This is a genomic window from Acidimicrobiales bacterium (assembly GCA_041394185.1).
Lineage (GTDB): Bacteria > Actinomycetota > Acidimicrobiia > Acidimicrobiales > Poriferisodalaceae > JAAETH01.
Genome location: JAWKIQ010000003.1, coordinates 19,374 through 43,200, shown reverse-complemented (window position 1 = coordinate 43,200; position 23,827 = coordinate 19,374). Strand labels below are relative to the sequence as shown.

Genomic DNA, 23,827 nt, shown 5'->3' with positions numbered 1-23,827 from the left:
TGGTAGGGACGAGCCTTCGGCGAGGAGTGGCGCAGATCGATGTGCTTATGAGCGTCGGTAGGGACGAGCCTTCGGCGAGGAGTGGCGCAGATCGATGTGCGTATGAGCGCCCGAAGGGCGCGAACTAGCACCAATAAAACAGCTAGATTCGCGAACCCGGGACTAGACGATGGAGCTTGATTCGTGGGTGAACCTACCGAAGGCCGTGAGATTCTCGAATGGGCCACGTATGGCCCGGCCGTGCGATCGTTGGCGCAGTCGATTGCCGACAGCGGTTATCGGCCCGAGATCATTCTCGCCATCGCTCGTGGTGGGCTGTTCACCGCCGCCTCGCTCGGATACGCGTTGGGCGTCAAGAACATCTATGTGATGAACGTCGAGTACTACACGGGTGTCGACGAACGCATGGATGTGCCGATGATGTTGCCGCCATATGTCGACTTCGTCGATCTGGCCGACAGCAAGGTGTTGATCGCCGACGACGTGGCCGACACCGGGCACACCCTCAAGTTGGTGCGCGACCATTGCCTCGACAACACCGGAGAGGTTCGCAGCGCGGTGTTGTACGAGAAGTCGCACTCGCTGGTGAAGTGCGAATATGTCTGGAAGCGCACGGACAAGTGGATCAACTTCCCGTGGAGCGACGAAGGTCTGGTCGACGGAGCCGAGGGCTTCGACGTGGCCGACGCCTGATCTGCCTGCCATGACACAACCGATCCTCATCTCGATCGACCGGCTCATGGCTCGCATCGAAGCACTGCATCAGATCTCGCCCATCGAAGGTGGCGGCAACGCCCGGCTGGCGTTCACCGATGAAGACAAGGCGGGCCGCGACCTGGTCGTCTCGTGGATGCGAGATCTGGGGCTCGAGGTCTCGGTCGACGGCATTGGAAACGTCGTCGCCGTGCAGCCCGGCTTCGACACGGCCCCGGTGATGATGGGCAGCCACATCGACACCGTTGCTACAGGTGGTCGTTTCGACGGCAATCTCGGAGTTCTCGCGGGCCTCGAGGTGATCGAGGCCGTGATCGACTCGGGCGCCCAGCTCGAACGGCCGTTGTTGGCGGTCGCGCTCTTTTCGAACGAGGAAGGCGCCAGGTTCGCCCCGGACATGATGGGAAGCCTGGTGTATGTCGGCGGCATGGCTCTGGAGGAGGCTCTCAGCACCGAAGGCATCGACGGCACCTTCGTAGGGGCCGAGCTCGATCGCATCGGCTACATGGGCGGCTCTCCGATCCCGGGGATGGCGCCTCACGCATTTGTCGAGATGCACGTCGAGCAGGGCCCGGTGCTGGAGGAAGAGGGCGTCACCATCGGCGCGGTCGAGTCGGTTCAGGGCATCTCGTGGACCGAGGTCAACATCACTGGCCAGTCCAACCACGCCGGCACGACGCCGATGAGACTGCGCCGCGACCCCGCGTATGTTGCGGCCGAGATCATGGTGTTCGTTCGCGAACTGGCACTGCGCTATGGCGGCGACCAGGTGGCCACGACCGGGCGTATCGAGCTGCACCCCAACCTGGTCAACGTGGTGCCGGCGACTGCGTCGTTGACGGTAGATCTTCGCAACACCGACGAGGCGGTTTTGGCGGCCGCCGAGGCCGAACTGATGTTCAGGCTCGACGAGCTCGCTGTGGCCGAGGGTGTGCTGATCTCTACGACGACCTTGGCCCGCTTCGAGCCCGTGGTGTTTGCCAAGCCGGTGGTCGACCTGGTGGAGGCTTCGGCGCGGGCCCGGGGCCTGTCGGTCAGACGGATGCCCTCGGGCGCTGGCCACGATGCCCAGATGCTGGCCAGGGTGTGCCCGTCGGCCATGGTCTTCGTCCCCAGCGTTGCCGGTATCAGCCACAACCCCGCAGAGTTCACGGCATCCGACGACATCGCAGCGGGGGCACAGGTCTTGCTTGACACCGTCGTCGCGTTGGCAAGCGGGTATCTAGAACAATCGGCCCATTCGGCCGCTGTTTGAGCCAGGAGTCACCGTCCAATGTCCAGAATCGTCAACGTCGCCGCGGCTCAGGTCGGCGCCATCGAGCGTTCGGCGTCGCGTGCCGAGGTGGTCGAGCGGCTAATCGCTATGATGCGCGAGGCCCATCGGCGCGGCAGCGACGTGGTGATCTTCCCGGAGTTGGCGCTGACCACGTTCTTCCCTCGGTGGTTCATGGAAGACCAGGCCGAGGTCGACTCGTTCTTCGAGCGCGAGATGCCAAGCGCACAGACCCAGCCCCTGTTCGACGAGGCCAAACGGCTCGGCATCGCTTTTGTATTGGGTTATGCAGAGTTGACCCCCGAAGGCCGCCACTACAACACCGCCATCTGGGTCGACAAGACCGGCCAGATCGTTCACAAGTATCGCAAGGTGCACCTGCCGGGCCATCGCGAGCACGAGCCGTGGCGCGCCTTCCAGCACCTCGAGAAGCGCTACTTCGACGTGCCCGGTGTCGAGGAGGGGTTCCGGGTGGCGCGGGCCCACGGGGGCATCGTCGGGTTGCTGATCTGCAACGACAGGCGCTGGCCCGAGAGCTATCGCTCGTTGGGGCTCCAGGGCGTCGAGTTGATAGCCATCGGCTACACCACGCCCATCCACAACCCTCCGTCACCCGAACACGACAGGCACTCGTGGTTCCACAACGAGCTGGTGATGGCGGCCGGGGCCTACCAGAACGGCACCTGGGTGGTCGGAGTGGCCCACGGCGGCTACGAGGAAGGCGTGGCGATGATGGGCGGAAGCTGCATCATCGCCCCGTCCGGAATGGTGGTGGCCGAGGCTCGCACCGACGGCGACGAGGTCATCACGGCCGCCTGTGATCTCGACGACACGCGCTCGTACAAGGAGTGGGTGTTCAACTTCGAGGGCCACCGCGAGCCTCAGCACTACTGGCGCATCACATCGCAGAAGGGCGCTGTGATTCCCGACTAGGTGGACGCGGGCTGCCTCAGCGCGGCTCGCGTGCCAGCCCCAGCACCCTCTCGCCGATGATGTTGCGAAGGATCTGGGTGGTGCCGCCCATGATCGTGTACGAGGGTGCGTAGACGACGTTGCGCGCGACTCGCCCCTCGAGGGTTCCGGCGCCGGCAAGCATCGCCCTGGCTCCCAGCACCTGGCTGACGAACTGGGCGACCTCTTGTTCGAACTCGGTGCAGAAGGTCTTCGTGACCGCCGAGTGACCCGCGGGGGCCTGCCCCAGCACGTTGCGCAACACCAGGTTGCGACCGATCGTGTACTTGGTTTCGATCGTTGCGATCTGTTGGCGCACAAGCGGATCTGAGGTGTCGGCCAGCCCAACGACGTCCATGTACAGACGCTTGTTCGACACCAGACGGTCGATGCCACCGCGCTCGTGTTCGAGTTGGCGCATAGTTTGGCCGAACGCGTTGTTCATCTCGCCGATGAGACAGTCGGCCGGCACCCGCACGTCGTCGAAGAACACCTCGTTGAAGTGTTTGCCCCACGCCGAGTCGTGGATGGGGTTGACGCTGATGCCTGGCAGGCTCATGTCGACCACCAGCTCGCTGAGCCCCCGGTGCGGCGGACCGTCGCTGGATGTGCGGCAGATCAGATAGCAGAAGTCGGCGTCGGCGGCCCCGCTGGTCCAGATCTTCTGTCCGTTGACCACGAAGTGGTCTCCGTCGATCTCGGCCTTGGTGGAGATGCCGGCCACGTTTGACCCGGCGTCAGGTTCGCTCATGCCGATGGCCCAGGCCGAACGCCCAGCGATGATGTCGGGCAACCACCGCCGCTTCTGGTCTTCGGTGCCGTACTGCAGCAGCACCGGGCCGATCTGACGGTCGGGGAACCAGGCTCCCGATACCGGCGCGCCCGCCAACAGCAGGGTCTCCATCACCACGAAGTGTTCCAGGGCGCTGCGGCCCCCGCCGCCGTACTCGACGGGCCAGCGCAAGCCGATGTAGCCGGCCTCTCCGAGCCTGCGATCGAACTGCTTCGATGGCTCTCGCAGCCACGGATCATCCAACAGTTCCAGGTCGGCGGTGGCCGTTTCGACGAAGCTCAGGACCTCGTCTCGCAGTTCGTCGAGGGTGTCGGGCCAGGAAAAATCCACCTGTGCAACCTAGGGCAATACGGCCACCAAACCCACAGCGGGGTGGTGGACCCCTTGCGGGATCCACCACCCCGTTGGGTGGGTGAACCGCCAGCCCCCATGTGCCGGCGGTTCTCTGTGCGGCAACCACATCAACGACACGTGGGCCGCTTTGCTTGAGACCGATTTCGAGAATTCTGCGATTTCTCGATTTTCAGATCAGCAGTGTGCCTTCCATTACCTTGGCGGCGGTTCCCGAGATGGCCACCCGGTCGCCGTCCAGCATCAGCCCCAGACGCCCACCACGGGCCGAAACCTGGTGGGCCTTCAGGCTGGTCTTCGACAAGCGCTTTGACCACCACGTGGCCAAGATCGTGTGAGCCGAGCCGGTCACCGGATCCTCGGCGATGCCCAGCCGCGGGGCGAAGACCCTAGACACAAAGTCGGCCTCGCCGCCGTCGACGTCTCCTGCGGCTGTGACCACCACGGCCCTCGCATCGAGGCGCTCGACGGCCGAAATGTCGGGGGTCAGGGCACGTACCTGCTGCGGCGTGCGCAACTGGGCTACCAGGTCGAAGGCCGAGCCGGCGTCGATGACCTCGGCGCCCAGGGCGTCCGACAGCGAGGTGGTGTCGCTGACCGGTTCGGTGTAGGTAGCGGGAAAGTCCATCTCGACGCTGATCGCCTGGCCATCGACGCGGCTGACGACGCACGTCAGCGGGCCAGACCGGTGTGGAACACGACCTCGGCCCGCTCTGCGGTATCAGACCCGAGACGTCCTGCATCGAACAGGCATGCAGCGCTGGCAAGCGTGGCGTGGCCGCACAAGTCGACCTCGGTCAGCGGTGTGAACCATCGCAGATTCCATTCTGCGTCTGGGCGACGGGTGGCAAAGGCCGTCTCCGACAGGTTCATCTCGGCCGCTATGGCCTGAAGCACGTTGTGGTCGGGGGCCTCGTCATCGAGCAGTACCACCGCAGCGGGATTGCCGCCGAATGCAGTGGCCGAAAACGCATCGAACTGGAACACCGGAACTCGCATCCCCCGATTGTGGGGGCGAGCCCGTGTTCCAGTCGATGCTCAACCGGCACGCCGAGTCGGCGCTGCGTGGACGCTGGGAACTGTGTTCAGCGCTGCTCGAGTGGCACGTAGTCGCGGGCGCCGGTGCCCACGTAGATCTGGCGAGGACGGCTGATGCGCTGGTCCTGGACCAACAGTTCCTGCCAGTGCGCAAGCCAACCCGGCATGCGACCGATGGTGAACAGCACGGTGAACATGTCGAGCGGGAAGCCCATGGCCTGGTAGATCAGGCCGGTGTAGAAGTCGACGTTGGGATACAGGTTGCGGCTCTTGAAGTAGTCGTCGCTGAGGGCGATCTCTTCGAGCTTGAGAGCGATGTCCAGCAGCGGGTTCTTGCCTGTGACCTCGAATACCCGGTCGGCGGTTTCCTTGACTATGCGGGCTCGGGGGTCATAGGCCTTGTAGACCCGGTGGCCGAAGCCCATCAGGCGACCTTCGCCCTTCTTGACCGACTCGACGAAGGGCTCGATGTTGTCGTAGCTGCCGATCTCCTCGAGCATGTGGATCACGGCCTCGTTGGCACCACCGTGGCGGGGTCCGTAGAGGGCACCGGTGGCCGCAGCGGCCGCCGAGTAGGGGTCGGCGTGGCTGGAACCCACGACGCGCATGGTGGTCGTCGAGCAGTTCTGCTCGTGATCGGCGTGCAGGATCAACAACACGTCGAGGGCGCGGCTGAGCGTCGGGTCGGGCTTGTACTGGGGCTCGGCGATCTTCCACATCATCGACAGGAAGTTCTCGGGATAGGTCAGGTCGTTGTCTGGGTAGTTGAAGGGCATGCCGAGGCTGGCGCGGTAGGCCATGGCGGCGATGGTGGGGCCCTTCGAGATCAGGCGGTTGATCTGGCGGTACCGGTTGTCGGGGTCGTGGATGTCCTTGGCCTCGGGGTAGAAGGTCGACAGCGCGGCGATGGCCGACATCAACATGCCCATGGGATGGGCGTCGTGATGGAAGCCCTCCATGAAGCGCTTGCGCATGTTCTCGTGGACGAAGGTGTGGTACGTGATGTCGTGTACCCACTTGTCGAGCTGCTCGGTGTTGGGCAGGTCGCCGAACAGCAGCAGGTAGCACACCTCGAGGAAGGTCGACTTCTCGGCGAGCTGTTCGATCGGGTAGCCGCGATAGCGCAAGATGCCGTTCTCGCCGTCGAGCTCTGTGATCGCCGACTCGGTGGAGGCTGTGCCACCAAAGCCGGGGTCGAGAATCCATGTGCCAGGCATGAGCTTCTGAATGGCCTTCATGTCGACCCCACCGTTCTCGATGGGTATCTCGACGCTTTCGCCGGTGCGGTTGTCGGTGATCGTGATCGAATCGGCCACGTTGGCTCTGCTCCTCCGGGGTTTCCCGTATCTCTGTTGTCGAATCTAGCTGTTGAGGCCGTCGAGGGTCATGAATCGACGCCTACAGCGGGGTGTTGTCGTGTCGTCGCTCTGGCAGTTCCTCGCGTTTGGTGCGAAGCACCTCGAGGGCCTCGGCCACCGACTTGCGGGTATCGGCCGGCTCGATGACCATGTCGATGTATCCGCGCTCGGCAGCGACGTAGGGGTTCAGATAGCGCTCCTCGTAGTCGAGGACGAACTGTTCCTTCTCCTCGGCACTGGCGCGCCTGGCAATCACTTCGGCAGCTTGGCGTGCACCCATTACGGCGATTTCGGCGGTGGGCCACGCGATGAAGACGTCGTTGCCCATCGTCTTGGAGTCCATCACGATGAACGCGCCGCCATAGGACTTGCGCAGCACCAGGGCCACGCGGGGCACCGATGCTCTGGCGTAGGCGAAGGCCATCTGTGCGCCGTGGCGGATCATTCCGCGCCATTCGAGGTCTTTGCCCGGATAGAAGCCGGGCGTGTCGATGATGGTCAGCAGCGGGATGTTGAACGCGTCGCAGAACGCCACGAAACGGGCGCCCTTTTGTGATGCTGCGATGTCGAGTGTGCCCGCCATGGCCAGCGGCTGGTTTGCGACTACTCCCACAGGGTGCCCACCGATGCTGGCGAAGCCGGTGACCAGGTTTGGGGCCCAGCCGCTGCGCAGCTCGAGGAAATAGTCGTCGTCGACGATCTCTGCGGCGATGGACCTCACGTCGTAGGCGCCGGTGGGCGAGTCGGGCAGCAGGTCACCGGCCTCGGGGGTGGGCCGGGCGATGGGGTCGAGGGTGTCCTGCAGCGGTGGCAGGCAGTCGATGTGATCTGGGATGAAAGCCAGCAACTGGGCCACCATGGCCTCGGCCGCAGCCCGGTCGGGCACCACAGCGTGGGCGACGCCGGTGGAGCGGTCGTGTACCGCCGACCCGCCGAGTTCTTCGATGCTCACGTTCACACCCGTGAACTGGCGCACTCCGTTGGGGCTGCTGACGAACGCATATGCGTCCTCGGTCATTATGACGATGTCGGCAAGACCGATCAGCAGAGCGCTTCCCGACACCGCCGGCCCGTCGTTGATGGCGATGATGGGCACCACGCCACTGCACTGCGACAGCTCGCGCGCTGCGCGCCCCCAGCCGTGTAGGGCGTCGATTCCCTCGGTCATGTTCGCGCCCGCCGATGCCACGTACATGACCAGCGGAAGGCGCTTGCGCGAGGCCATGCGAGCGGCCTCTGCGATGTTCTCGCCATCGATGGGGTTCAGCGCACCGCGTCGCACCGTGCTGCTGATGCGCACCACGACGACACGCCGGTTGTCGTAGCGCTCGATACGTACCGCCGCCACCCCCGGGGTTCTGGAGCGGAGCTCGAGTTCGAGTTCGGCCGAGGTCTGGGCGGCATCGGTCATCGTCGCACGACTCTAGTACCGCAGCCAGGTTGGAGTCGCCCGAACGCGACGTCTGCTGAAAGGGCTTTCAAACCGGAACTTCTGAATCGGTTGGCAGGTGCAGCCCGGGCTCGTCGTCGATGTGTTCTGCGATGACGGTTCGCAAGGCGTCGCGAGCCGCCGATGCCGGCGCCGACAACATGCCGCGGCGCCGGAACGCCAGCCCGACGTAACGACGGGGCTGTTCGGTGATCGGCCGCATGACCCACTCGGCGGGCGGCGCCCAGCGGGGGATTGCCGTCATGGGCACAAGCGTGGGTGCATAACCTTGAAACGCCAGGGTCGCGGCGAGGCGTACGCCGTCTATCTCGGCAGCAGAACTGAGCGTGACCCCTGCCCGTTGGGCGTGCTGGTCTACCTCGCTGCGCAGGTTCGAGCCGCTGGGGCCCAGCAGCAACCGGTGTTCGGCCAGTTCGGTGAACGAGACAGGTCCGTGCGAGCTGGCGAGGGGATGTTTGGTCGGGACTATGGCCACGAGGTCTTCGCCGAACAGCGTCATCACGTCGAGGTCGGGGTCGCGTTGGGGAAGGTTCACCACCCCTATGTCGATCTGGTCGGTGAACAGCTGGGGGAGCTGGGTCAGGGTCGTAGCCTCTGTGACGACGATGCGCACCCTCGGGTGCCGCTCGCTCATCGCGTCGAGGAACAGTGGGGTCAGCCATCGGGCGGTGGTGCCGATGATGCCGACGCGGGCGGTGCCGGTGACCTCGGAGGTCAGGCTGGCGACGTCGGCACTCAACGCCTCTAGCTCCGAAGCCACACGCCTGGCCCGAGCCACCACGACTTCACCCTCGGGTGTGAGCCTGCTGGCCGAGCGATCGACCAGGGTGGCTCCGAGTTCGCGCTCGAGGCGGGCGACGTGTGTCGAGACGTTCGACTGGACCGTGTGAAGCGAGCGAGCGGCAGCCGAGAACGTGCCGTGTTCGGCGACGGCTAGAAGGCTCTGGAGTTGGCGGAGGTCCATGCCGAGCATGCTACCGGAATCGTCGGTGCCTATCTGCCGGTCAGATGGCAGGTATCTCGCACAACTGCTTGGAAGATTGGCCTCGCGTCAATAGTGTTGTCGATACCAACCACGTGGTTCCCCCACTGCGGAGGTTGATGGGTCGGCCAAGTGTCCCCCCGCTCGGGTCGACCATGACATAGCCGAGGAGAGTTCCCCCGCTCGGCCTCGGAATCTTTCGACCGGTGTCCCCCGCCGTTGTCGAAATCAACAGCGCTGGTCTCCCCGACCGGCGCTGTTGTCGTTTTGCAAGGGCTTACACCATCTCTAGATCAGATGATGATATTCACTGCGAACTGATTGACAGATTGCCCTCCCATGGGTAGCTTGACCTTCAGCGGATCCCCCAACCGCGTCACATAGCCCGGGCGAGTGTCCCCCCGCTGAAGCCCGGGAATCTATGCCTCCGGATTTCCCCCAATCCGTGATGGCAAGGTGGAAACCGGCCCAATGCGGCCGGTTTCGCCGTTTTCGCCGTCAGACAGTGGCCAGATACGGCGACATCCGGGCAACGAGATGCTGCCCGGATGTCGGAGTGTTGTTGGGGGTGGTGGCGGAGCTAGTTCGCCTGTGACTTGGACCGGATGATGTTGAGAGCCGAGCCTGCCTTGAACCACTCGATTTGCTCTGGGCTGAAGGTGTGGTTGGTCTGGAAGCTCCAGGTATCGCCGCTGGGCGGGGTGACGGTGACCGTGACCTGCTGGCCGGGTGCCAGATCGGCCAAACCGACGATGCCGATGCGGTCGTCTTCGCCGATGCGGTCGTAGTCAGCGGGGTCGGCGAAGGTCAACGGGACCATGCCCTGCTTCTTGAGGTTGGTCTCGTGGATGCGGGCGAACGAGCGGGCGATGGCGACCACGCCGTTGCGGAACCGGGGCTCCATGGCTGCGTGTTCGCGCGACGAACCCTCACCCATGTTCTCGTCGCCGATGACCACCCACTGCTGGCCGGCCTCGTGGTAGGCCTTGGCCATGTCGGGGAAGGTCTGGGTCTCGCCGGTGAGCTGGTTCTTGCCGTAGCCCACCTCGTAGCCGGGGTAGGCGTTGACGGCGCCGAGGTACAGGTTGCCCGAGATGTTCTCGAGGTGGCCGCGGTACTTGAGCCACGGACCCGCCATCGAGATGTGGTCGGTGGTGAACTTGCCCTGGGCCTTCACCAGCACGGGCAGGTTGGTGTAGTCGTTGCCATCCCATGCAGGGAAGGGCTCGAGCAGCTGGAGCCTGTCGGACGTGGGCGACACCTGGACCTGAACCGACGAGGAATCGTCGGGCGGAGCGATGAAGCCGCTCTCGCCGGGGGTGAAGCCCGACGGGGGCAGCTCGACGCCGACCGGAACCGACAGGGTGACCTGCTCGCCTGCATCGTTGGTGAGCGTGCCGTTGATGGGATCGAAGTCGACCGTGCCTGCCAGGGCCAGGGCCATCACGGTTTCGGGTGAGGTCACGAACGCCAGGGTGGCCGGGTCGCCGTCGTTGCGCTTGGGGAAGTTGCGGTTGTAGCTGGTGACTATGACGTTGGGCTTGCCCGGCTGATGGTCGGCCTCTTCGGAGCGATCCCACTGGCCGATGCACGGGCCGCAAGCGTTGGCCAGCACGGTGGCCCCGAGGGCCTCGAAGTCTGCCAGCAGGCCGTCGCGCTCGATGGTGGCGCGCACCTGTTCGGAGCCGGGAGTGATGAGCAGGCGGGTCTTGACCTTGAGGCCCTTGGCCGCAGCCTCGCGGGCGATCGAAGCCGCCCGGGTGATGTCTTCATAGGAAGAGTTGGTGCACGACCCGATGAGGGCAGCGCTGACCTCGAGGGGCCAGCCCTCGGCCCTGGCCTCTGCACCCAGGTCTTTCACCTCGCGGGCGAGGTCGGGGGTGTGGGGGCCGTTGATGTGGGGGGTGAGGCTCGACAGGTCGATCTCGATGACCTGGTCGTAGTACTGCTCGGGATTGGCCAGAACCTCGTCGTCGGCACGCAGGTGGTGGGCCACCGCGTTGGCGGCGTCGGCCACGGCTTCGCGGCCCGTCGACTTGAGATAGCGAGCCATGGCGTCGTCGTAGCCGAACAGTGAGGTGGTGGCGCCGATCTCGGCGCCCATATTGCAGATTGTGGCCTTGCCGGTGCAGCTGATGGAGTTCGCGCCAGGGCCGAAGTATTCGACGATGGCGCCGGTGCCACCCTTGACGGTGAGGATCTCGGCCACCTTCAAGATGACGTCCTTGGGCGCAGCCCAGCCGCTGAGCTCGCCGGTGAGCTTCACGCCGATGGCCTTGGGCCAGCGCACGTTCCACGGGAAGCTGGTCATGACGTCGACGGCGTCGGCGCCGCCAACGCCCACGGCGATCATGCCGAGACCGCCGGCGTTCGGGGTGTGGCTGTCGGTGCCGATCATCATGCCGCCCGGGAAGGCGTACTGCTCGAGGACGACCTGGTGGATGATGCCGCTGCCGGGCTTCCAGAAGCCGGCTCCGTACTTGGCGCAGACCGATTCGAGGAAGTCGTAGACCTCTTCGTTGTTCTCGTTGGCGGCCAGCAGGTCGCGCTTGCCGTCGACGCGCGCCTGGATGAGGTGGTCGCAGTGTGTCGTGGTCGGCACGGCGACCTCGTCGAGGCCCGCGGTCATGAACTGAAGCCACGCCATCTGTGCAGTTGCGTCCTGCATCGCGACGCGATCGGGGCGAAGGTCGACGTAGCTGGCGCCGCGCTCGAGTTCTTGGTCTGGCGAGTCGAGGTGGTTGATGAGGATCTTCTCGGCCAGCGTCAGGGGGCGACCGAGCTTCTGGCGGCCCGCTGAGATGCGCTCGTCGAGGGTGGAGTAGACGCCTTGGATCAATTCGATGGGCGTTTCGGCGCTGACGGCCATGGGTGGTCCTCCGGGGTCGTGGGGATGGATCAGGTCGAGACTTTCAACCGTCATTCTAAACGTGTATACAAGTAGATGACAAGTACCCCTCACGGGAGTTGGATCGTGTCTCGGACAATCCGATACCGCCAGATTGCCGACGAGCTTCGCGCCCGCCTGCAGAACGACGAGTTCGCGCCCGGCGATCTGTTGCCGTCCGAGAGCGAGTTGGGGGCTGCGCACCAGGTGAGCCGCGTGACGGTTCGGCGCGCCCTCGAGCAGCTGCGCGACGAGGGGCTGGTCGACTCGCGACAGGGGTTCGGTTGGTTTCGTGCGACGGCTCCGGTCGCTCAGAACCTGGCGGCTCTGTCGACCCTGGAGGCACAGCTGATCGCATCGGGGAAGCGGTCGGAGCGCCGGGTGCTGGCGTTTGCGTACGTCAAGGCACCACCTTCGGTGGCCGAGGTGCTTGGCACCGAGGATGTTCTGGAGGTGAAGCGCTGCCACCTGGCCGACGGCCAGCCGTTCGCCCGGGTGACGGTGTGGTGCCCTGCAGAACTAGCCCACGACCTCAGCCGTAACGATGTCGTAGCTGCTCCGTTCGTTGACCTGCTTGGCGTCGAGGTGGCCGGTGCGCGTCAGCGCATCGGGGCGGTCGGTGCCGACGACGCCGATGCTCGGCTGCTGCGTGTGCCACCCGGCAGCCCGCTGCTGAGGGCCACTCGCACCACCTTCGATCGAGAGGGTCGACCCGTGTTGTTCGCCGAGCACGTCTTTGCCGCCCACATGACCGAGTTCGTGGCCGACCTCCCCTACGAGCCGGCAGCTTGGGCTCCGGCCGGCCTGCGGCTGGTCGAATAGAGGCACGCTGTCGGCCCACCGGTGGGAGAACCTGCGGCGGGCAGCGGTGTTCTAGAATCCGACCCCGTGGTGCCGCCGACGAGGTGGCGGCCCTGGCAGCAGGTCGTGCAGATGAGCAACGAAGCAGAAGAAGAGCAGGAACAACTGAGGAAGTTCGGCGGGTGGGTGCTGTTCTTGTTCCTGGCTGCGTTGGCGGTGATCGGCGCCTTTCTCGTCATCGACAACGGCGATGATCCCGATGCGGTCGACGGTGCGGCGGGTGGCCAAGCCGCCCAGTCCGACGGCCAGACCGACGACCAGACCGCCATGGGCGACATCGACCTCGACGCAATCGCGGCCGCGGCGCGCGAGGCCGGCTTGACCGACGCCGTGGCGACCCTCGATGGGGGTCGCATCCGACTCGCGGGCACTGCGGCAGACGCTGCCACCGTCGCAGCCGCCCGTGCCGCCGCCCAGGGCCTCATCGGCGACATGTCGCTGGTGTCGGCGATTGCGATCGTGGCTCCGGATGGGGCCGGTGGCGAACAGCCCGAGCTGGGTGAGTCGGTCATGCCAGACCCCAGCGACCTCAACGGGGTGGTCGACGAGCTGGTCGCCCAGGGCCTCAACCCAGGCGACATCCACGTGATCGACGGCACGATCTATGTGTTCGCCCGCCAGTTCGCTGTGGAGGGCGTCGAGGGTGCCCCCATCGTGTGGACCTCGGCCGACGAGCGCCGCCGGGCCGCCCTGGCCGTGTTGGAGGCCAACGGCGTTGGGGGGTTGCGCAACGCGGCCCTGGCCAGCACCAACCCGATAAGCGTGAGACTCGAGGGCGAGGTGCCAGACGTCAGCACCCGCACCCGCATCGGCCGTGAGGTTGCGGCCCTGCCCCTGATCGACTCTGTCATCAACACCCTGGTGGTCGTGCCGCCCAAGGAGCCGGTGGTGACCTTCGACGTGCAGGGTGGTGTGGTCACCCTGACCGGCAACGTTCCCGACGAAGAGACCCGGGCCGCCGTCGTAGCCCAGGCGGGCGTTCTGTTCGGGGCGGGCAATGTGGTCGACCAACTCGAGGTCGGTGGCACCGCCGATGGCCTGCTGCGACTGCAGGGTCAGGTGCCAGAAGCCAGCCGCGACGCAATCGCTGCGGGCATGGCCGACCTCGCCAGCCAGCTCGGCCTCGAACTCGACGATGGATTCACCTACGCAGAGCTGAGCGAAGAGCAGGCTGCACTGCAGTCGACGCTGGACGAGTTGCTCGCCGGCATCCAGATCAACTTCGCCTCGGGCTCTTCGGCCCTGCCGGCCGATGGCCCCGAACAGCTCGACACCCTGGTGGACGCCCTGGCCGAGGTTCCAGAGGGAACTGTCGTCGCGGTCGAGGGTCACACCGACGACCAGGGTGACGCGGCCAGCAACCAGGCGTTGTCTCAGGCCCGGGCCGAGTCGGTTGTCGCCTACCTGGTCGACGCCGGTGTCGATCCCGACGTATTGCGAGCGGTGGGCAACGGCGAGAGCCAGCCGATCGCCGACAACGGAACCGCCGAAGGACGAGCCCAGAACCGCCGCATCGAGTTCGACGTCGTGGTCTAGCAGCAGTCGCCGGCGGTCGCCACAGACCGCCGGCCTGAATCGAGGTCTCGATGAGCGTCCAGTTCCTGAATGCCAGGGCCGTGCGGCTGCATCCGGGCGACGACGTCGCCGTTGCCCTGGTAGACCTTGCGCCGGGATCGGCGGTGACGGCGGGCGGTGCCCGCGTGGTCACCCGTGCCTCGATACCCGCTGGCCACAAGCTGGCGGTGGAGGCCGTCGAGGTGGGCCGATCCGTGCGGCGCTATTCGCAGGTGATCGGGGTTGCCACGCAGCCGATCTCGGCGGGCGATCACGTACATACCCACAACCTGGCGATGGCCGACGTCGCCGTCGAATACGACCTGGGCTCGGCCTACAGGCCGACCGTCGGCGCGGCACGCCTGCGACCTTCGAGGCGATAGTGCGCTCAGACGGACGCATCGCCACTCGTAACTACCTGGCCGTGTTGTCGACGGTCAACTGCTCGGCGACGGTGGCGCGCATGATCGCCGATCGAGTTCAGGCGACCTCGGACGTTTCGGGTCGGTCGAGCTTCGACGGTGTGGTGGCGCTGACCCATGGCACCGGTTGTGGCATGGGATCGACGGGCGAGGGCATCGACCTGCTGCGTCGAACGCTGGCGGGTTTCGCCAGCCACCCCAACTTCGGTGGCGTGTTGTTGGTGGGCCTGGGTTGTGAGGCAAACCAGGTGGCCGACATCGTCGACATCCACGGACTGGCAGACAGCGACCGGTTTCGCACGCTGAACATTCAGGACGTCGGCGGCACCAGCGCATGCGTCGAGGCGGGCTCGAAGATCGTCGAGTCGATGATGGCCTCGGCCACAGACGTCCAGAGACAGCCGGTGCCGGTGTCTCATCTGAAGTTGGGGCTGCAGTGCGGCGGGTCCGACGGCTACTCGGGCATCACCGCCAACCCGGCTCTTGGTGCCGCAGCCGACATCTTGGTGCGTCACGGCGGTACGGCGATCTTGTCGGAGACCCCCGAGATCTACGGCGCCGAACACCTGCTGACCAGCCGGGCCGCCACGCCCGAGATCGCCAGAGCCCTGCTGGATCGCATCTCCTGGTGGGAGGACTACACGGCTCGCAACCACGGCACCATGGACAACAACCCCTCTCCTGGCAACAAGGCGGGCGGGCTCACCACCATCCTCGAGAAGTCTTTGGGTGCGGTGGCCAAGAGTGGCACGTCGGGGCTGATGGGCGTGTACGGGTACGGCGAACAGATCGACACCCCGGGATTCGTGTTCATGGACAGCCCCGGTTATGACCCGGTGTCGGTCACTGGCCAGGTTGCGTCGGGCGCCAACATCGTGTGCTTCACCACCGGCCGAGGTTCGGCCTATGGCTGTGTGCCCGCGCCATCGTTGAAGTTGTCGACAACCACGGCCTTGTTCGAACGTCAACGCGACGACATCGACATCAACTGCGGGGCCGTGCTGGACAGTGGCGTCTCGGTCGAGGAGATGGGCGAGAGGATCTTCGCCGAGATCTTGAGGGTGGCCTCGGGCGCCCGCACCAAGAGCGAAGCCCTCGGTTATGGCCACAACGAGTTTGCCCCCTGGGTAGTTGGCGCAGTGATGTAGGGCGCCTAGTGGCGCACCTCGTAGTACAGGTTGGCCTGGTCGCCCACGTCGTGGGTCTGGAAGTGGCCGAAGCCGGCTTCGCGCATCATCTCCTCGGCCTTGGCGGGGTGAAGGCCCAGGGTGCCCAGCCCCATGCCACCCTTCACCGACATCGCCGATTGCAGGCACGACGTAATCGAGAAGCCGTAGAACATCGGCAGCAGCGGGTTCTTGACGTCCTGATGCCAGTCGCCGGAGCTGCGGATGTCTTTGACCAGCCACACGCCGTTTGGCTTGAGCGACTTCTTGACAGCAGCGATGGCGCGGTCTGGGTGGGGCATGTCGTGCAGCACGTCGAAGGTGGCGATGAAGTCGAACGTCGGCTCGTCTGGAACGTCCTCGGCGAACGCCAGCTTGAACGTGACGTTGTCGAGGCCTTCCTCGGCCGCCCGCTCGCGGGCCAGTTCGATGGCGTGCGCGCGAGGGGTCGTAGCCGACGATGGTGGAGTTGGGATAGTGGCGGGCCAGCGCGCATGCCAGCACACCGCCACCACAGCCGATGTCGGCGACGTGAATGCCCGCCTCGAGCTGCTCGACCAGCCCTTCGATGGCGGGCAGAATCGCAGTTGTCAGCCCGTGCCTGGCCCAGGGTGAGGTCATGCGCGCCAAACCGGCGGCCGCGGACGGGCCCTGTTGCTCGTATGTGATGCCAATGCCCGTGCGGAACGACTCTTCGAGCGCGTCCATGGTCTCGACCGAGAAGCCACCACGAAACGCGCCCGCCGAAAAGGCGATCGACTCTTCCTCGTCGGCCAAGACGGCGGCCTGCACCGGGGTCAGCTCGAAGGTCGAGTCGTCGTGGTGGACGATCAGGCGTGCTGCAGCCACACCGAGCAACCATTCGCGCACGAACCGTTCGTTGCACCCGGCGGCATCGGCGAGGGTCTGGCTGTCGGCTCGTCCTAGGGCGCGTAGGTGGCGGAACAGATCGAGCCGGTCGCCCAGGTTGATCATGGCCGACACCATCTCGCCCTGCTTGTATGTCCAGACCTGGAAGCTGAACATCTTCAGCTCGTCTTGGTCTACACCCTCGACAATCGGCCGCTCTGGCATTTGCTCACCCCGTCCCCGTTGGATCTCGGTAGAAGCTACCGGATGGCACGGTCGGTCAACCCATGGTGGCGGTGACGCTGTGTTCGGTGCTGCCACCTCTCAACCGAAAGACGACCACGACGTCGCCCAGGCCTAGGGCTTGGGGGCTGGGCGGGCACGGGTCTAGCGGAAGGGCATAGGTGCGAACGTCGGCTTCGCCGGGGTCGATCGAAGCCATCAGGCCACGACTAGAGTTTTCCAGGTTGTCGATGTGGGCCGACAAGACGAGGACCCCGCGGTCGCCCGAGTTGGCGATCTGAAGATCGAGCTGCAACTCGCAAGACGGGCCGGAGCCCACAATGGCGCTGGAGGTGACCGTCACCTCGACGCCCAGCGGTTCACGCTGGCTCTTGATCAACAGCATCGTTCCCACCACGGCAACCACGACCAGTACCACAGCGACAACACCCGATTTCCAGGTGATTCCGCGGCTCATGAAACGGCCGCCGAAGGGTTGGTGCTGGTTCAAAACAGCAGCACTCCCAGGCGCACGGTGTATCCGGCCATGACGGTCCAGAACAGCGTGGCGAAGGTGCGTTCGCCCGCCCGTTCGTTCAGGCGGGCACCGGTCCACGTGCCCAGCGCCATGAGCGGTACCGCGGCCAGCGCCACCAGCACCGATGTGCGGCCCAGCAGCTGGGCGTCGGCGAACACGGCGGTCTTGGTGGCGTCTCCTGCAAACGAGGCCAGCGAAGCGGCCCCCACGAAGTGACGCCGGTCGAGGTCGAGGTTACGAATGGCGACGCCCTTGAGGGGCCCCGAGGTGCCCGAGAAGCCGCTGGCCGCACCCGACGCGAACGCCAGCAACGGCGAGAAGCCCCGCCGCAGCCAGGCCAAGCGCCTGCGCTCGGCTACTAGGGAGGCCGCGAACATGGTGACCACGCCAACGGTCACCGCCCACTCGGGCGCGTTCACCAGCAGCGTCGAGCCCAGGGCCGCGCCGACGACGGTCAGCGCCACCACCACGGCCGCGGCTCGAAACGGCAGGGTGCGCCGGTACGCGATGAGCTTGGCGATGTTGTTGCATGCCAGCAGCAGAGCGGCCAGCGCAACACCTTCCTTGGACCCCAAGAACAGGGCCAGGGTGGGCACCATCAGCAGCGAGCCGCCCAGCCCGGCCGAGGCCGAGACCGTGAACGACACCCACACCGCCGCCAGCACCAGCAGCGGGGTCAACAGCTCCATGGGCGTATTCGCCTAGGTCCCGATGACCGACACAGCCGAGCCAACACCCTTGGCTGCCAGCTCTTGGTTCACCGCGGCGACCTCGGTGTCGACGATGTGCTGCAGCGCTTCGAGTTGTGCGTCGGCCAGCCCGGAAAGCTTCTGGAACACGGCGTACGACTGTGTGGTCGGCCTGGTGTCTGCGCTGCTGACGATGGGCGGCAACCCAGACAGCGTCTCGAACAGCTTCTCGCGATAGTTCAGCGTGTCGCCCTCGGAGGTGAACTCGCGTTGCACCAACTCGTCCTCGACAGCTCTCAGAGCGTCGAGCGCGGCCTGGGCGGTGTCGAGTTGGCCAACCCTTTCAGTCCAGTGCGTGACCTGCTTGGTGATCGAGCGGATCTGGTTGACGCCTCTGACGATTTCGCTGAGCTTGTCGCGGATGGCTACCAGCAGTTCGAACTGCTCGACCAGATGCTCGGTTGGGGTGTCGACCCTGGGGTCTTTCAACAGCGAGAACGGCTGCGTCATCGACCAGTCGCCGACCTGGAGGCGAGCCTGGTAGGTGCCAGGCAACGCCAAGGGCCCGCCCGGACGGCCGTGGAACTCGGTGTCGACCATCTTGTCGCCCGGCCGGTGGGTCATGGGCCACTGGAACACGTTCATGCCCTGGTCGGCCGTTATGTAGAGACCCTCGCGGTCCTGGGCCTTCTCGGGAATGATGCTGGTGAAGCTGTCGACCTCGTTGCCCTGGTGATCGAGGATTGTCAGGATGGCGGGCTCCTGGGGTTTCGACGCCAGCCAGTAGGTGATGCGAACACCCCGCTCGAGGTCGTCGCCCGCATCCAGAACCCGCTTGCGCTGGTGGCCCGTTTCGTCCTCTTCCAGGTAGAACGTGGCGTTCTGACCGATGGTGACGTGATAGTTCTTGCCGCCCTTGGTTCCCCAGAAGTCGGCGAACAGGTCTTTGGGCGCCCGATAGGCGTCGCGCGGGGTCAGCAACTGATGCTCGTCGGCGCTGAAGCGGTCGTATACCTGGTGAATCTGAGTGAGGTCGTCGAGAATCCAGATCGAGCGGCCGTGGGTGGCAACCACCAGATCCGAACCCTTGACCAACAGGTCGTACACGGGGGTGACGGGCAGGTTGGCTTGCAGGGTCTGCCAGTTGTCGCCGTCGTCGAACGACACGAAGACACCGAGTTCTGTGCCCAGATACAGCAGCCCGGGCCGGGCCGGATCGCAGCGCACCACCCGGCAGAAGTCGTCGGCTGGCAGGCCGTTGACGATCGACTGCCAGGTTTGGCCGAAGTCGGTGGTCTTGAACACGTAGGGGGCGTAGTCGCCCATCTTGTGGCGGGCCACGGTCATGTAGACGGTGCCCTCGGCGTGAGGCGACTCGGCCAGCATCGTCACCTGGCTGAACTTGGGCAGCCCGGCTGGGGTGACGTTGTTCCAGGTGGCGCCGTCGTCGTGGCTGACGTGCACCAGGCCGTCGTCCGACCCGGCCATGAGGGTGCCCTTGCGATGAGCCGACGGCAGGAACGAGAAGATGGTCGCGTACATCTCGGCGCCGGCGGTGTCCATGGTGAGCGGCCCCGATACGCCCATGGTGTCGGGGTCTGCATAGGTGAGGTCACCGCTGATGGCTTCCCACGAGTGGCCTTCGTCCGTGGTTCTGAACACCTTGTTGCCGCAGGCGTACAGCACCCCCGGGTCGTGGGGGCAGAACATGATGGGGTAGGTCCACTGGAACCGGACCTCGGCCGAGTTGCCGTCGTGGGAACCCTCGGGCCACACGCTCACCAGCTGGATCTGGCCGGTCTTGTGGTCGTAGCGCTGCAGGGCATCTCCGCCACCAGGCGAGCTGCCGATGGCGCCGACGTATACGACATTGGGGTCGCCTGGCTTCACGGCCACGTAGCCGCTCTCGGCGGTGCCTGGCGGGTAGCAGTCGGCCCAGTTGATGGCGCCCTTGCCGTTGCTGGACGGCACGGCGATGCTCGAGTTGTCCTGCTGGCTGCCATAGACCAGGTAGGGAAACTGGTCGTCGACATCGACGTGGTAGAACTGCGCGGTCGGCTGGTTGTAGATCGACGACCACGACCGGCCCGCGTTCAGCGACACCCAGGCGCCGCCGTCGTCGCAGCCGATCATCCGGTCGGGGTTGACGGGGTCGATCCACAATCCGTGATTGTCGCCGTGAGGGGTGTGGAACTCTTCGAAGTTGGCGCCACCGTCGACCGACTTCCAGGCCTTCATGTTCATGACGAACACGGTGTCGGGGTCGGTCGGGTGGGCGGTTACGTGCTGGTAGTACCACGGGCGCCAGCACAGCTCGGGCTTGGCCGAAACCTGCTGCCATGTGTCGCCGTAGTCGTCGGATCTGTACAGCCCACGCTTGCGGCCTTCGGCCTCGACGACTGCCCACACACGCCCGGCTTGGGCCGGCGATGCCGCAACGCCGATCTTGCCCAGAACACCGGTTGCCATGCCCTTGTTGGCCGACAGGTTCTGCCAGGTGGTGCCGCCGTCGAGCGAGCGCCACAGGCCGCACCCGGGCCCACCGCTGTCGATGGACCAGAAGGTGCGCCTCGTCTGCCACGTGGTGGCATAGACGATGCGCGGGTTGAGCGAGTCGATCGACACGTCGACGGCCCCGGCGTTGTCGGCAACGTGCAACACGAGTTCCCACGTGTCGCCGCCGTCGGTAGAGCGATAGAGGCCGCGTTCGGGGTTGTCCTTCGACATGTGTCCCAGAGCGGCAACGAACACGGTGTCGGCGTCGGTGGGATCGACGGCTATGGCGCCTATGTGTCGCGACTGGGGCAGACCCACGTGGGCCCACGACCGGCCGGCGTCGGTGGAGCGATATACGCCGTCGCCGTGGCTGACGTCGATGCGGATGGTGGCCTCGCCGGTGCCGGCATAGATCACATTGCCGTCGCTGGGTGCCACCGCCAGGGCGCCGATGGAGGCCGATGTGAGGAAGCCATCGGTGACGTTCTGCCAGTACAGCCCGGCGTCGTCGGTCTTCCATACCCCGCCTGCGGCACCGCCGAAGTAGAACACCGCCTGCTCGGTTGGGGATGCGGCGACGGCCACTACACGTCCGCCGCGGGTTGGGCCGATGCAGCGATATCGGATTTGTCCGAGCAGGGCTGGGTCGACGATGGTCATGTTGGAGATCCGATCTGAGTGCTGCGCGACGCAGCGACGTTATTCGCTTTGGCGCCGCGTTGCAGAGTTTGCGCCGCCCCCGGCTAGCTGAGCAGAAGGCGTTCGATCCGTTGGGCGGTAACCGTCACCCCGGCCAGAGCGAGACCGACCAGCACGGCGGCATGGACCAGCAGCACGGGCTCGAGCACCCCGGCGTTGGCTGCCCTGATCATCTCGACGCCGTGGTAGAGCGGGCTGAGCTGGACAACCCAGCTCCAGTCGCCATATGCCGACACCGGATAGAAGGTCGCCGAGAACAAGAACAGCGGCAGGGTGGCGGCCGGCACGTACTCGAAATCGGCCCACGAGCGCATGAATGTGGTGAGCGCCATGCCCATCGAAGCGAACGCAGCGCCGATCAACACACACACGGGAATAGACAGGACCATCCACGGCGAACCCACCATGCCCAGCGCAAGCATCGTGGCCAGGAACGCCGTCGAGTACATGAGGCCGCGCAGCACCGCCCACCCGATCTCGCCCACCGCAACATCGCCTGCGCTGAGCGGTGTCGCAAGCAGCGAGTCGTAGAGCTTGGCGTGTTTCCACTTGTGGAAGACGTTCATGGTCGAGTCATAGATCGCCCCGTTCATCGCGGCCGACGCCATCAGGCCGGGGGCGACGAACTCGGCGTATGGCACCAGCTTGCCGGCGACCTCGACGCCACCGATGAGGCTGCTCAGGCCCACACGCATCGACAACAGGTAGAACATCGGCTCGAAGAAGCCGCTGAGGATGATTAGCGGCGAGCGCCTGTAGACCATGGTGCTGCGCTCGATGAGCCGCTGTGGACGCCGAACGTCGAGCAACACCGCCGGCACGATCCTGGCGGTCATGGTCGCAGGGCCCGGGTGAACGTGCGGGTGGCGATGAAGGTGCCGCCGCCGGCAAAGGCCAGCAGGACGCCCAGGTGCACCAGTGCTGAGGGCATGGTCCAAGTGCCCAGCGTCGCCCCACGGCACAACTCGACGCCGTGCCAAAGCGGGGTGACCCAGGCCACGGGCTGCAGCCAGCCTGGGAGCTGCTCGATGGGGTAGAAGACGCCGCCGAACAAGAACATGGGCAATATGACGAACCGCATGATGGCCGGAAACGAAGTGTCGGTGTCGCGGGTGGATGTCCATGCGGTCAGCGGCATGGCAAAGGCCAGGCCGGTGAGCACGGCGGCGGGCACCGCTGCCAGCAGGCCAAGCGACCTGGTGTCGTCGAACAACAACAAGACCAGCGCTACACCGATCGCTCCGATGGCTGCACGCGCTGCGTGATATGCCCCCAGGCCAACTGCGACGTCAGATGGTTCGAGTGGCGTGGCGACCATGGCCCGGTAGGCGTTCGACCACTTGAAGCCGTCCATCGCCGGCCACAGCGACTCTTGGCTGGACGTGAACATGGCGGTGGTGGCCATGACCGCCGACGCGTAGAACGCCAGATACGAGACCCCGCCCAGGGCGGCGTCCGAACCGGGACCACTGTCGACCAGCGACCCGACGCCCAAGCCCACACCCAGCAGATACATCAGCGGCTGGAACACGGCTCCGACCAGGTTGGCGCGCCAGATGCGCCGGTAGATGACCAGGTCGCGATAGGCGACTCGCAGAGCCGGGGTCATTCGGCCAGCGAGCGGCCGGTGAGGCGCAAGAACACGTCTTCGAGGCTGCTGCGGCGCACCAGTGCGCTGTCGGGCACGACATTGCGGCCGCGCAAAGCGGCCAGTGCAGCCTCGCCGTCGGCGGCATAGACCAGCACGCGGTCGGGCAGTTCTTCGACCCGTTCACCAAGCTGGTGAATCTGTTCGAGGACCGCGCTGTCTCGGGTGCGGCCGAATCGCATCTCGAGGACCTCGCGGGTCGAGTAGGTCGCGATCAGCTCGCGCGGCGAACCTTCGGCGACGATCTTGCCGCGGTCCATGACGACCAGGCGGTCGCACAGTTGCTCGGCCTCGTCCATGAAGTGGGTGGTCAGCACCAGCGTGGCGCCGCGGTCTTTCAACCGGTACAGGCGATCCCACAGGACGTGTCTGGCCTGGGGGTCGAGGCCGGTGGTCGGCTCATCCAGCAACAACAGCTCGGGCTCGCTGATGAGCGAGCGGGCGATGCTGACCCGACGCTTCTGGCCGCCCGACAGATGATCGACCTTCTCGCCCGACTTCTCGGTCAGTTGCACGAACTCGAGCAGGTCGACGGCCCGGCGGCGCGCCTCGGCCTTGGAGATGTCGAAGTATCTGGCGTAGATGACCAGGTTCTCCTCGACCGTCAGCTCGGCGTCGAGCTGGTCGAGCTGGGGAACCACCCCGATTCGTGAGCGGATCTGGCGTCCGTCCTTGGCCGGGTCCAGGCCGAAGATGCGCAGGGTGCCGTCGCTGACCGCCGAGACACAACCGATCATGCGCATGGTCGATGTCTTGCCGGCCCCGTTTGGTCCGAGGAAACCGAACGCCTCGCCGGGTTGCACGTCGATGTCGATCCCGTCGACGGCCACGAAGCTGCCGAAACGCTTGACGAGCGAGCGGGCGGTAATGAGCGGCTGGTTCATCT

21 protein-coding genes are annotated in these 23,827 nt (G+C 65.6%); 7 read left to right on the top strand and 14 right to left on the bottom strand.

All coding sequences use genetic code 11. From position 1 onward, the window contains the following. The first annotated feature begins 183 nt into the window (after window positions 1-183). The 3 genes from R2770_13750 to R2770_13740 are packed head-to-tail and all read left to right on the top strand — an operon-like array spanning window position 184 to window position 2,920. Window positions 184-693, top strand: a complete 510-nt coding sequence (locus tag R2770_13750; GenBank protein ID MEZ5281520.1) for a phosphoribosyltransferase — start codon at window positions 184-186, stop codon at window positions 691-693. Between the two features lie 10 nt (window positions 694-703). Then, entirely contained in the window at window positions 704-1,969 is a 1,266-nt protein-coding gene (locus tag R2770_13745) for a M20 family metallo-hydrolase (GenBank protein MEZ5281519.1), read from the top strand. Between the two features lie 18 nt (window positions 1,970-1,987). Further along, on the top strand, window positions 1,988-2,920 hold the full coding sequence (locus R2770_13740; protein MEZ5281518.1) for an N-carbamoyl-D-amino-acid hydrolase: 933 nt from the start codon (window positions 1,988-1,990) through the stop codon (window positions 2,918-2,920). Between the two features lie 16 nt (window positions 2,921-2,936). Here the strand turns inward: R2770_13740 and R2770_13735 are convergent, their stop codons facing one another. The 7 genes from R2770_13735 to R2770_13705 all read right to left on the bottom strand — a co-directional run bounded on the left by R2770_13735 (window position 2,937) and on the right by R2770_13705 (window position 11,833). Then, complete coding sequence (locus R2770_13735; protein MEZ5281517.1) at window positions 2,937-4,061, bottom strand: acyl-CoA dehydrogenase family protein; 1,125 nt, start codon at window positions 4,059-4,061, stop codon at window positions 2,937-2,939. Window positions 4,062-4,254: 193 nt separating this feature from the next. Next, a complete protein-coding gene (locus R2770_13730) occupies window positions 4,255-4,710 on the bottom strand; it encodes a PhzF family phenazine biosynthesis protein (protein ID MEZ5281516.1) in 456 nt (151 codons plus the stop codon). A 44-nt stretch (window positions 4,711-4,754) separates the two neighbouring features. Then, on the bottom strand, window positions 4,755-5,081 hold the full coding sequence (locus R2770_13725; protein ID MEZ5281515.1) for a PhzF family phenazine biosynthesis isomerase: 327 nt from the start codon (window positions 5,079-5,081) through the stop codon (window positions 4,755-4,757). Between the two features lie 86 nt (window positions 5,082-5,167). Then, entirely contained in the window at window positions 5,168-6,436 is a 1,269-nt protein-coding gene (locus tag R2770_13720) for a citrate synthase (protein MEZ5281514.1), read from the bottom strand. 82 nt (window positions 6,437-6,518) lie between these two features. Further along, window positions 6,519-7,889: a carboxyl transferase domain-containing protein gene (locus tag R2770_13715; GenBank protein MEZ5281513.1), complete on the bottom strand. Its 1,371-nt coding sequence runs from the start codon at window positions 7,887-7,889 to the stop codon at window positions 6,519-6,521. 67 nt (window positions 7,890-7,956) lie between these two features. After that, window positions 7,957-8,892: a LysR family transcriptional regulator gene (locus R2770_13710; GenBank protein MEZ5281512.1), complete on the bottom strand. Its 936-nt coding sequence runs from the start codon at window positions 8,890-8,892 to the stop codon at window positions 7,957-7,959. 598 nt (window positions 8,893-9,490) lie between these two features. Next, entirely contained in the window at window positions 9,491-11,833 is a 2,343-nt protein-coding gene (locus tag R2770_13705; protein MEZ5281511.1) for an aconitate hydratase, read from the bottom strand. A 51-nt stretch (window positions 11,834-11,884) separates the two neighbouring features. Between R2770_13705 and R2770_13700 the strand changes: the two genes are divergently transcribed. The 4 genes from R2770_13700 to R2770_13685 all read left to right on the top strand — a co-directional run bounded on the left by R2770_13700 (window position 11,885) and on the right by R2770_13685 (window position 15,782). Then, window positions 11,885-12,619: a GntR family transcriptional regulator gene (locus R2770_13700; GenBank protein ID MEZ5281510.1), complete on the top strand. Its 735-nt coding sequence runs from the start codon at window positions 11,885-11,887 to the stop codon at window positions 12,617-12,619. Window positions 12,620-12,730: 111 nt separating this feature from the next. Then, window positions 12,731-14,194 (top strand): OmpA family protein, encoded by a 1,464-nt coding sequence (locus R2770_13695; GenBank protein ID MEZ5281509.1) that lies wholly within the window; start codon window positions 12,731-12,733, stop codon window positions 14,192-14,194. Between the two features lie 50 nt (window positions 14,195-14,244). Continuing rightward, window positions 14,245-14,595, top strand: a complete 351-nt coding sequence (locus R2770_13690; GenBank protein ID MEZ5281508.1) for a UxaA family hydrolase — start codon at window positions 14,245-14,247, stop codon at window positions 14,593-14,595. Next, window positions 14,595-15,782, top strand: coding sequence for a UxaA family hydrolase (locus R2770_13685; GenBank protein ID MEZ5281507.1), 1,188 nt, complete (start codon window positions 14,595-14,597; stop codon window positions 15,780-15,782). The genes R2770_13690 and R2770_13685 overlap by 1 nt, the downstream gene beginning before the upstream one ends. Before the next feature lie 5 nt (window positions 15,783-15,787). Here the strand turns inward: R2770_13685 and R2770_13680 are convergent, their stop codons facing one another. The 7 genes from R2770_13680 to R2770_13650 form a co-directional block, all read right to left on the bottom strand. Continuing rightward, on the bottom strand, window positions 15,788-16,306 hold the full coding sequence (locus R2770_13680) for a methyltransferase domain-containing protein (protein MEZ5281506.1): 519 nt from the start codon (window positions 16,304-16,306) through the stop codon (window positions 15,788-15,790). 623 nt (window positions 16,307-16,929) lie between these two features. Further along, complete coding sequence (locus tag R2770_13675) at window positions 16,930-17,349, bottom strand: hypothetical protein (protein MEZ5281505.1); 420 nt, start codon at window positions 17,347-17,349, stop codon at window positions 16,930-16,932. 29 nt (window positions 17,350-17,378) lie between these two features. Next, window positions 17,379-18,098 carry a sulfite exporter TauE/SafE family protein gene (locus R2770_13670; GenBank protein MEZ5281504.1) on the bottom strand — a complete coding sequence of 240 codons (720 nt, stop codon included), beginning with the start codon at window positions 18,096-18,098 and terminating at the stop codon, window positions 17,379-17,381. A gap of 12 nt (window positions 18,099-18,110) precedes the next feature. Then, a complete protein-coding gene (locus R2770_13665; protein MEZ5281503.1) occupies window positions 18,111-21,254 on the bottom strand; it encodes a hypothetical protein in 3,144 nt (1,047 codons plus the stop codon). A gap of 83 nt (window positions 21,255-21,337) precedes the next feature. Beyond that, entirely contained in the window at window positions 21,338-22,129 is a 792-nt protein-coding gene (locus tag R2770_13660; GenBank protein ID MEZ5281502.1) for an ABC transporter permease, read from the bottom strand. Next, window positions 22,126-22,902, bottom strand: coding sequence for an ABC transporter permease (locus R2770_13655; GenBank protein ID MEZ5281501.1), 777 nt, complete (start codon window positions 22,900-22,902; stop codon window positions 22,126-22,128). Before R2770_13655 ends, R2770_13660 begins: the two co-directional genes overlap by 4 nt. Further along, window positions 22,899-23,825, bottom strand: a complete 927-nt coding sequence (locus R2770_13650) for an ABC transporter ATP-binding protein (protein ID MEZ5281500.1) — start codon at window positions 23,823-23,825, stop codon at window positions 22,899-22,901. The genes R2770_13655 and R2770_13650 overlap by 4 nt, the downstream gene beginning before the upstream one ends. Between the last annotated feature and the right edge of the window lie 2 nt (window positions 23,826-23,827).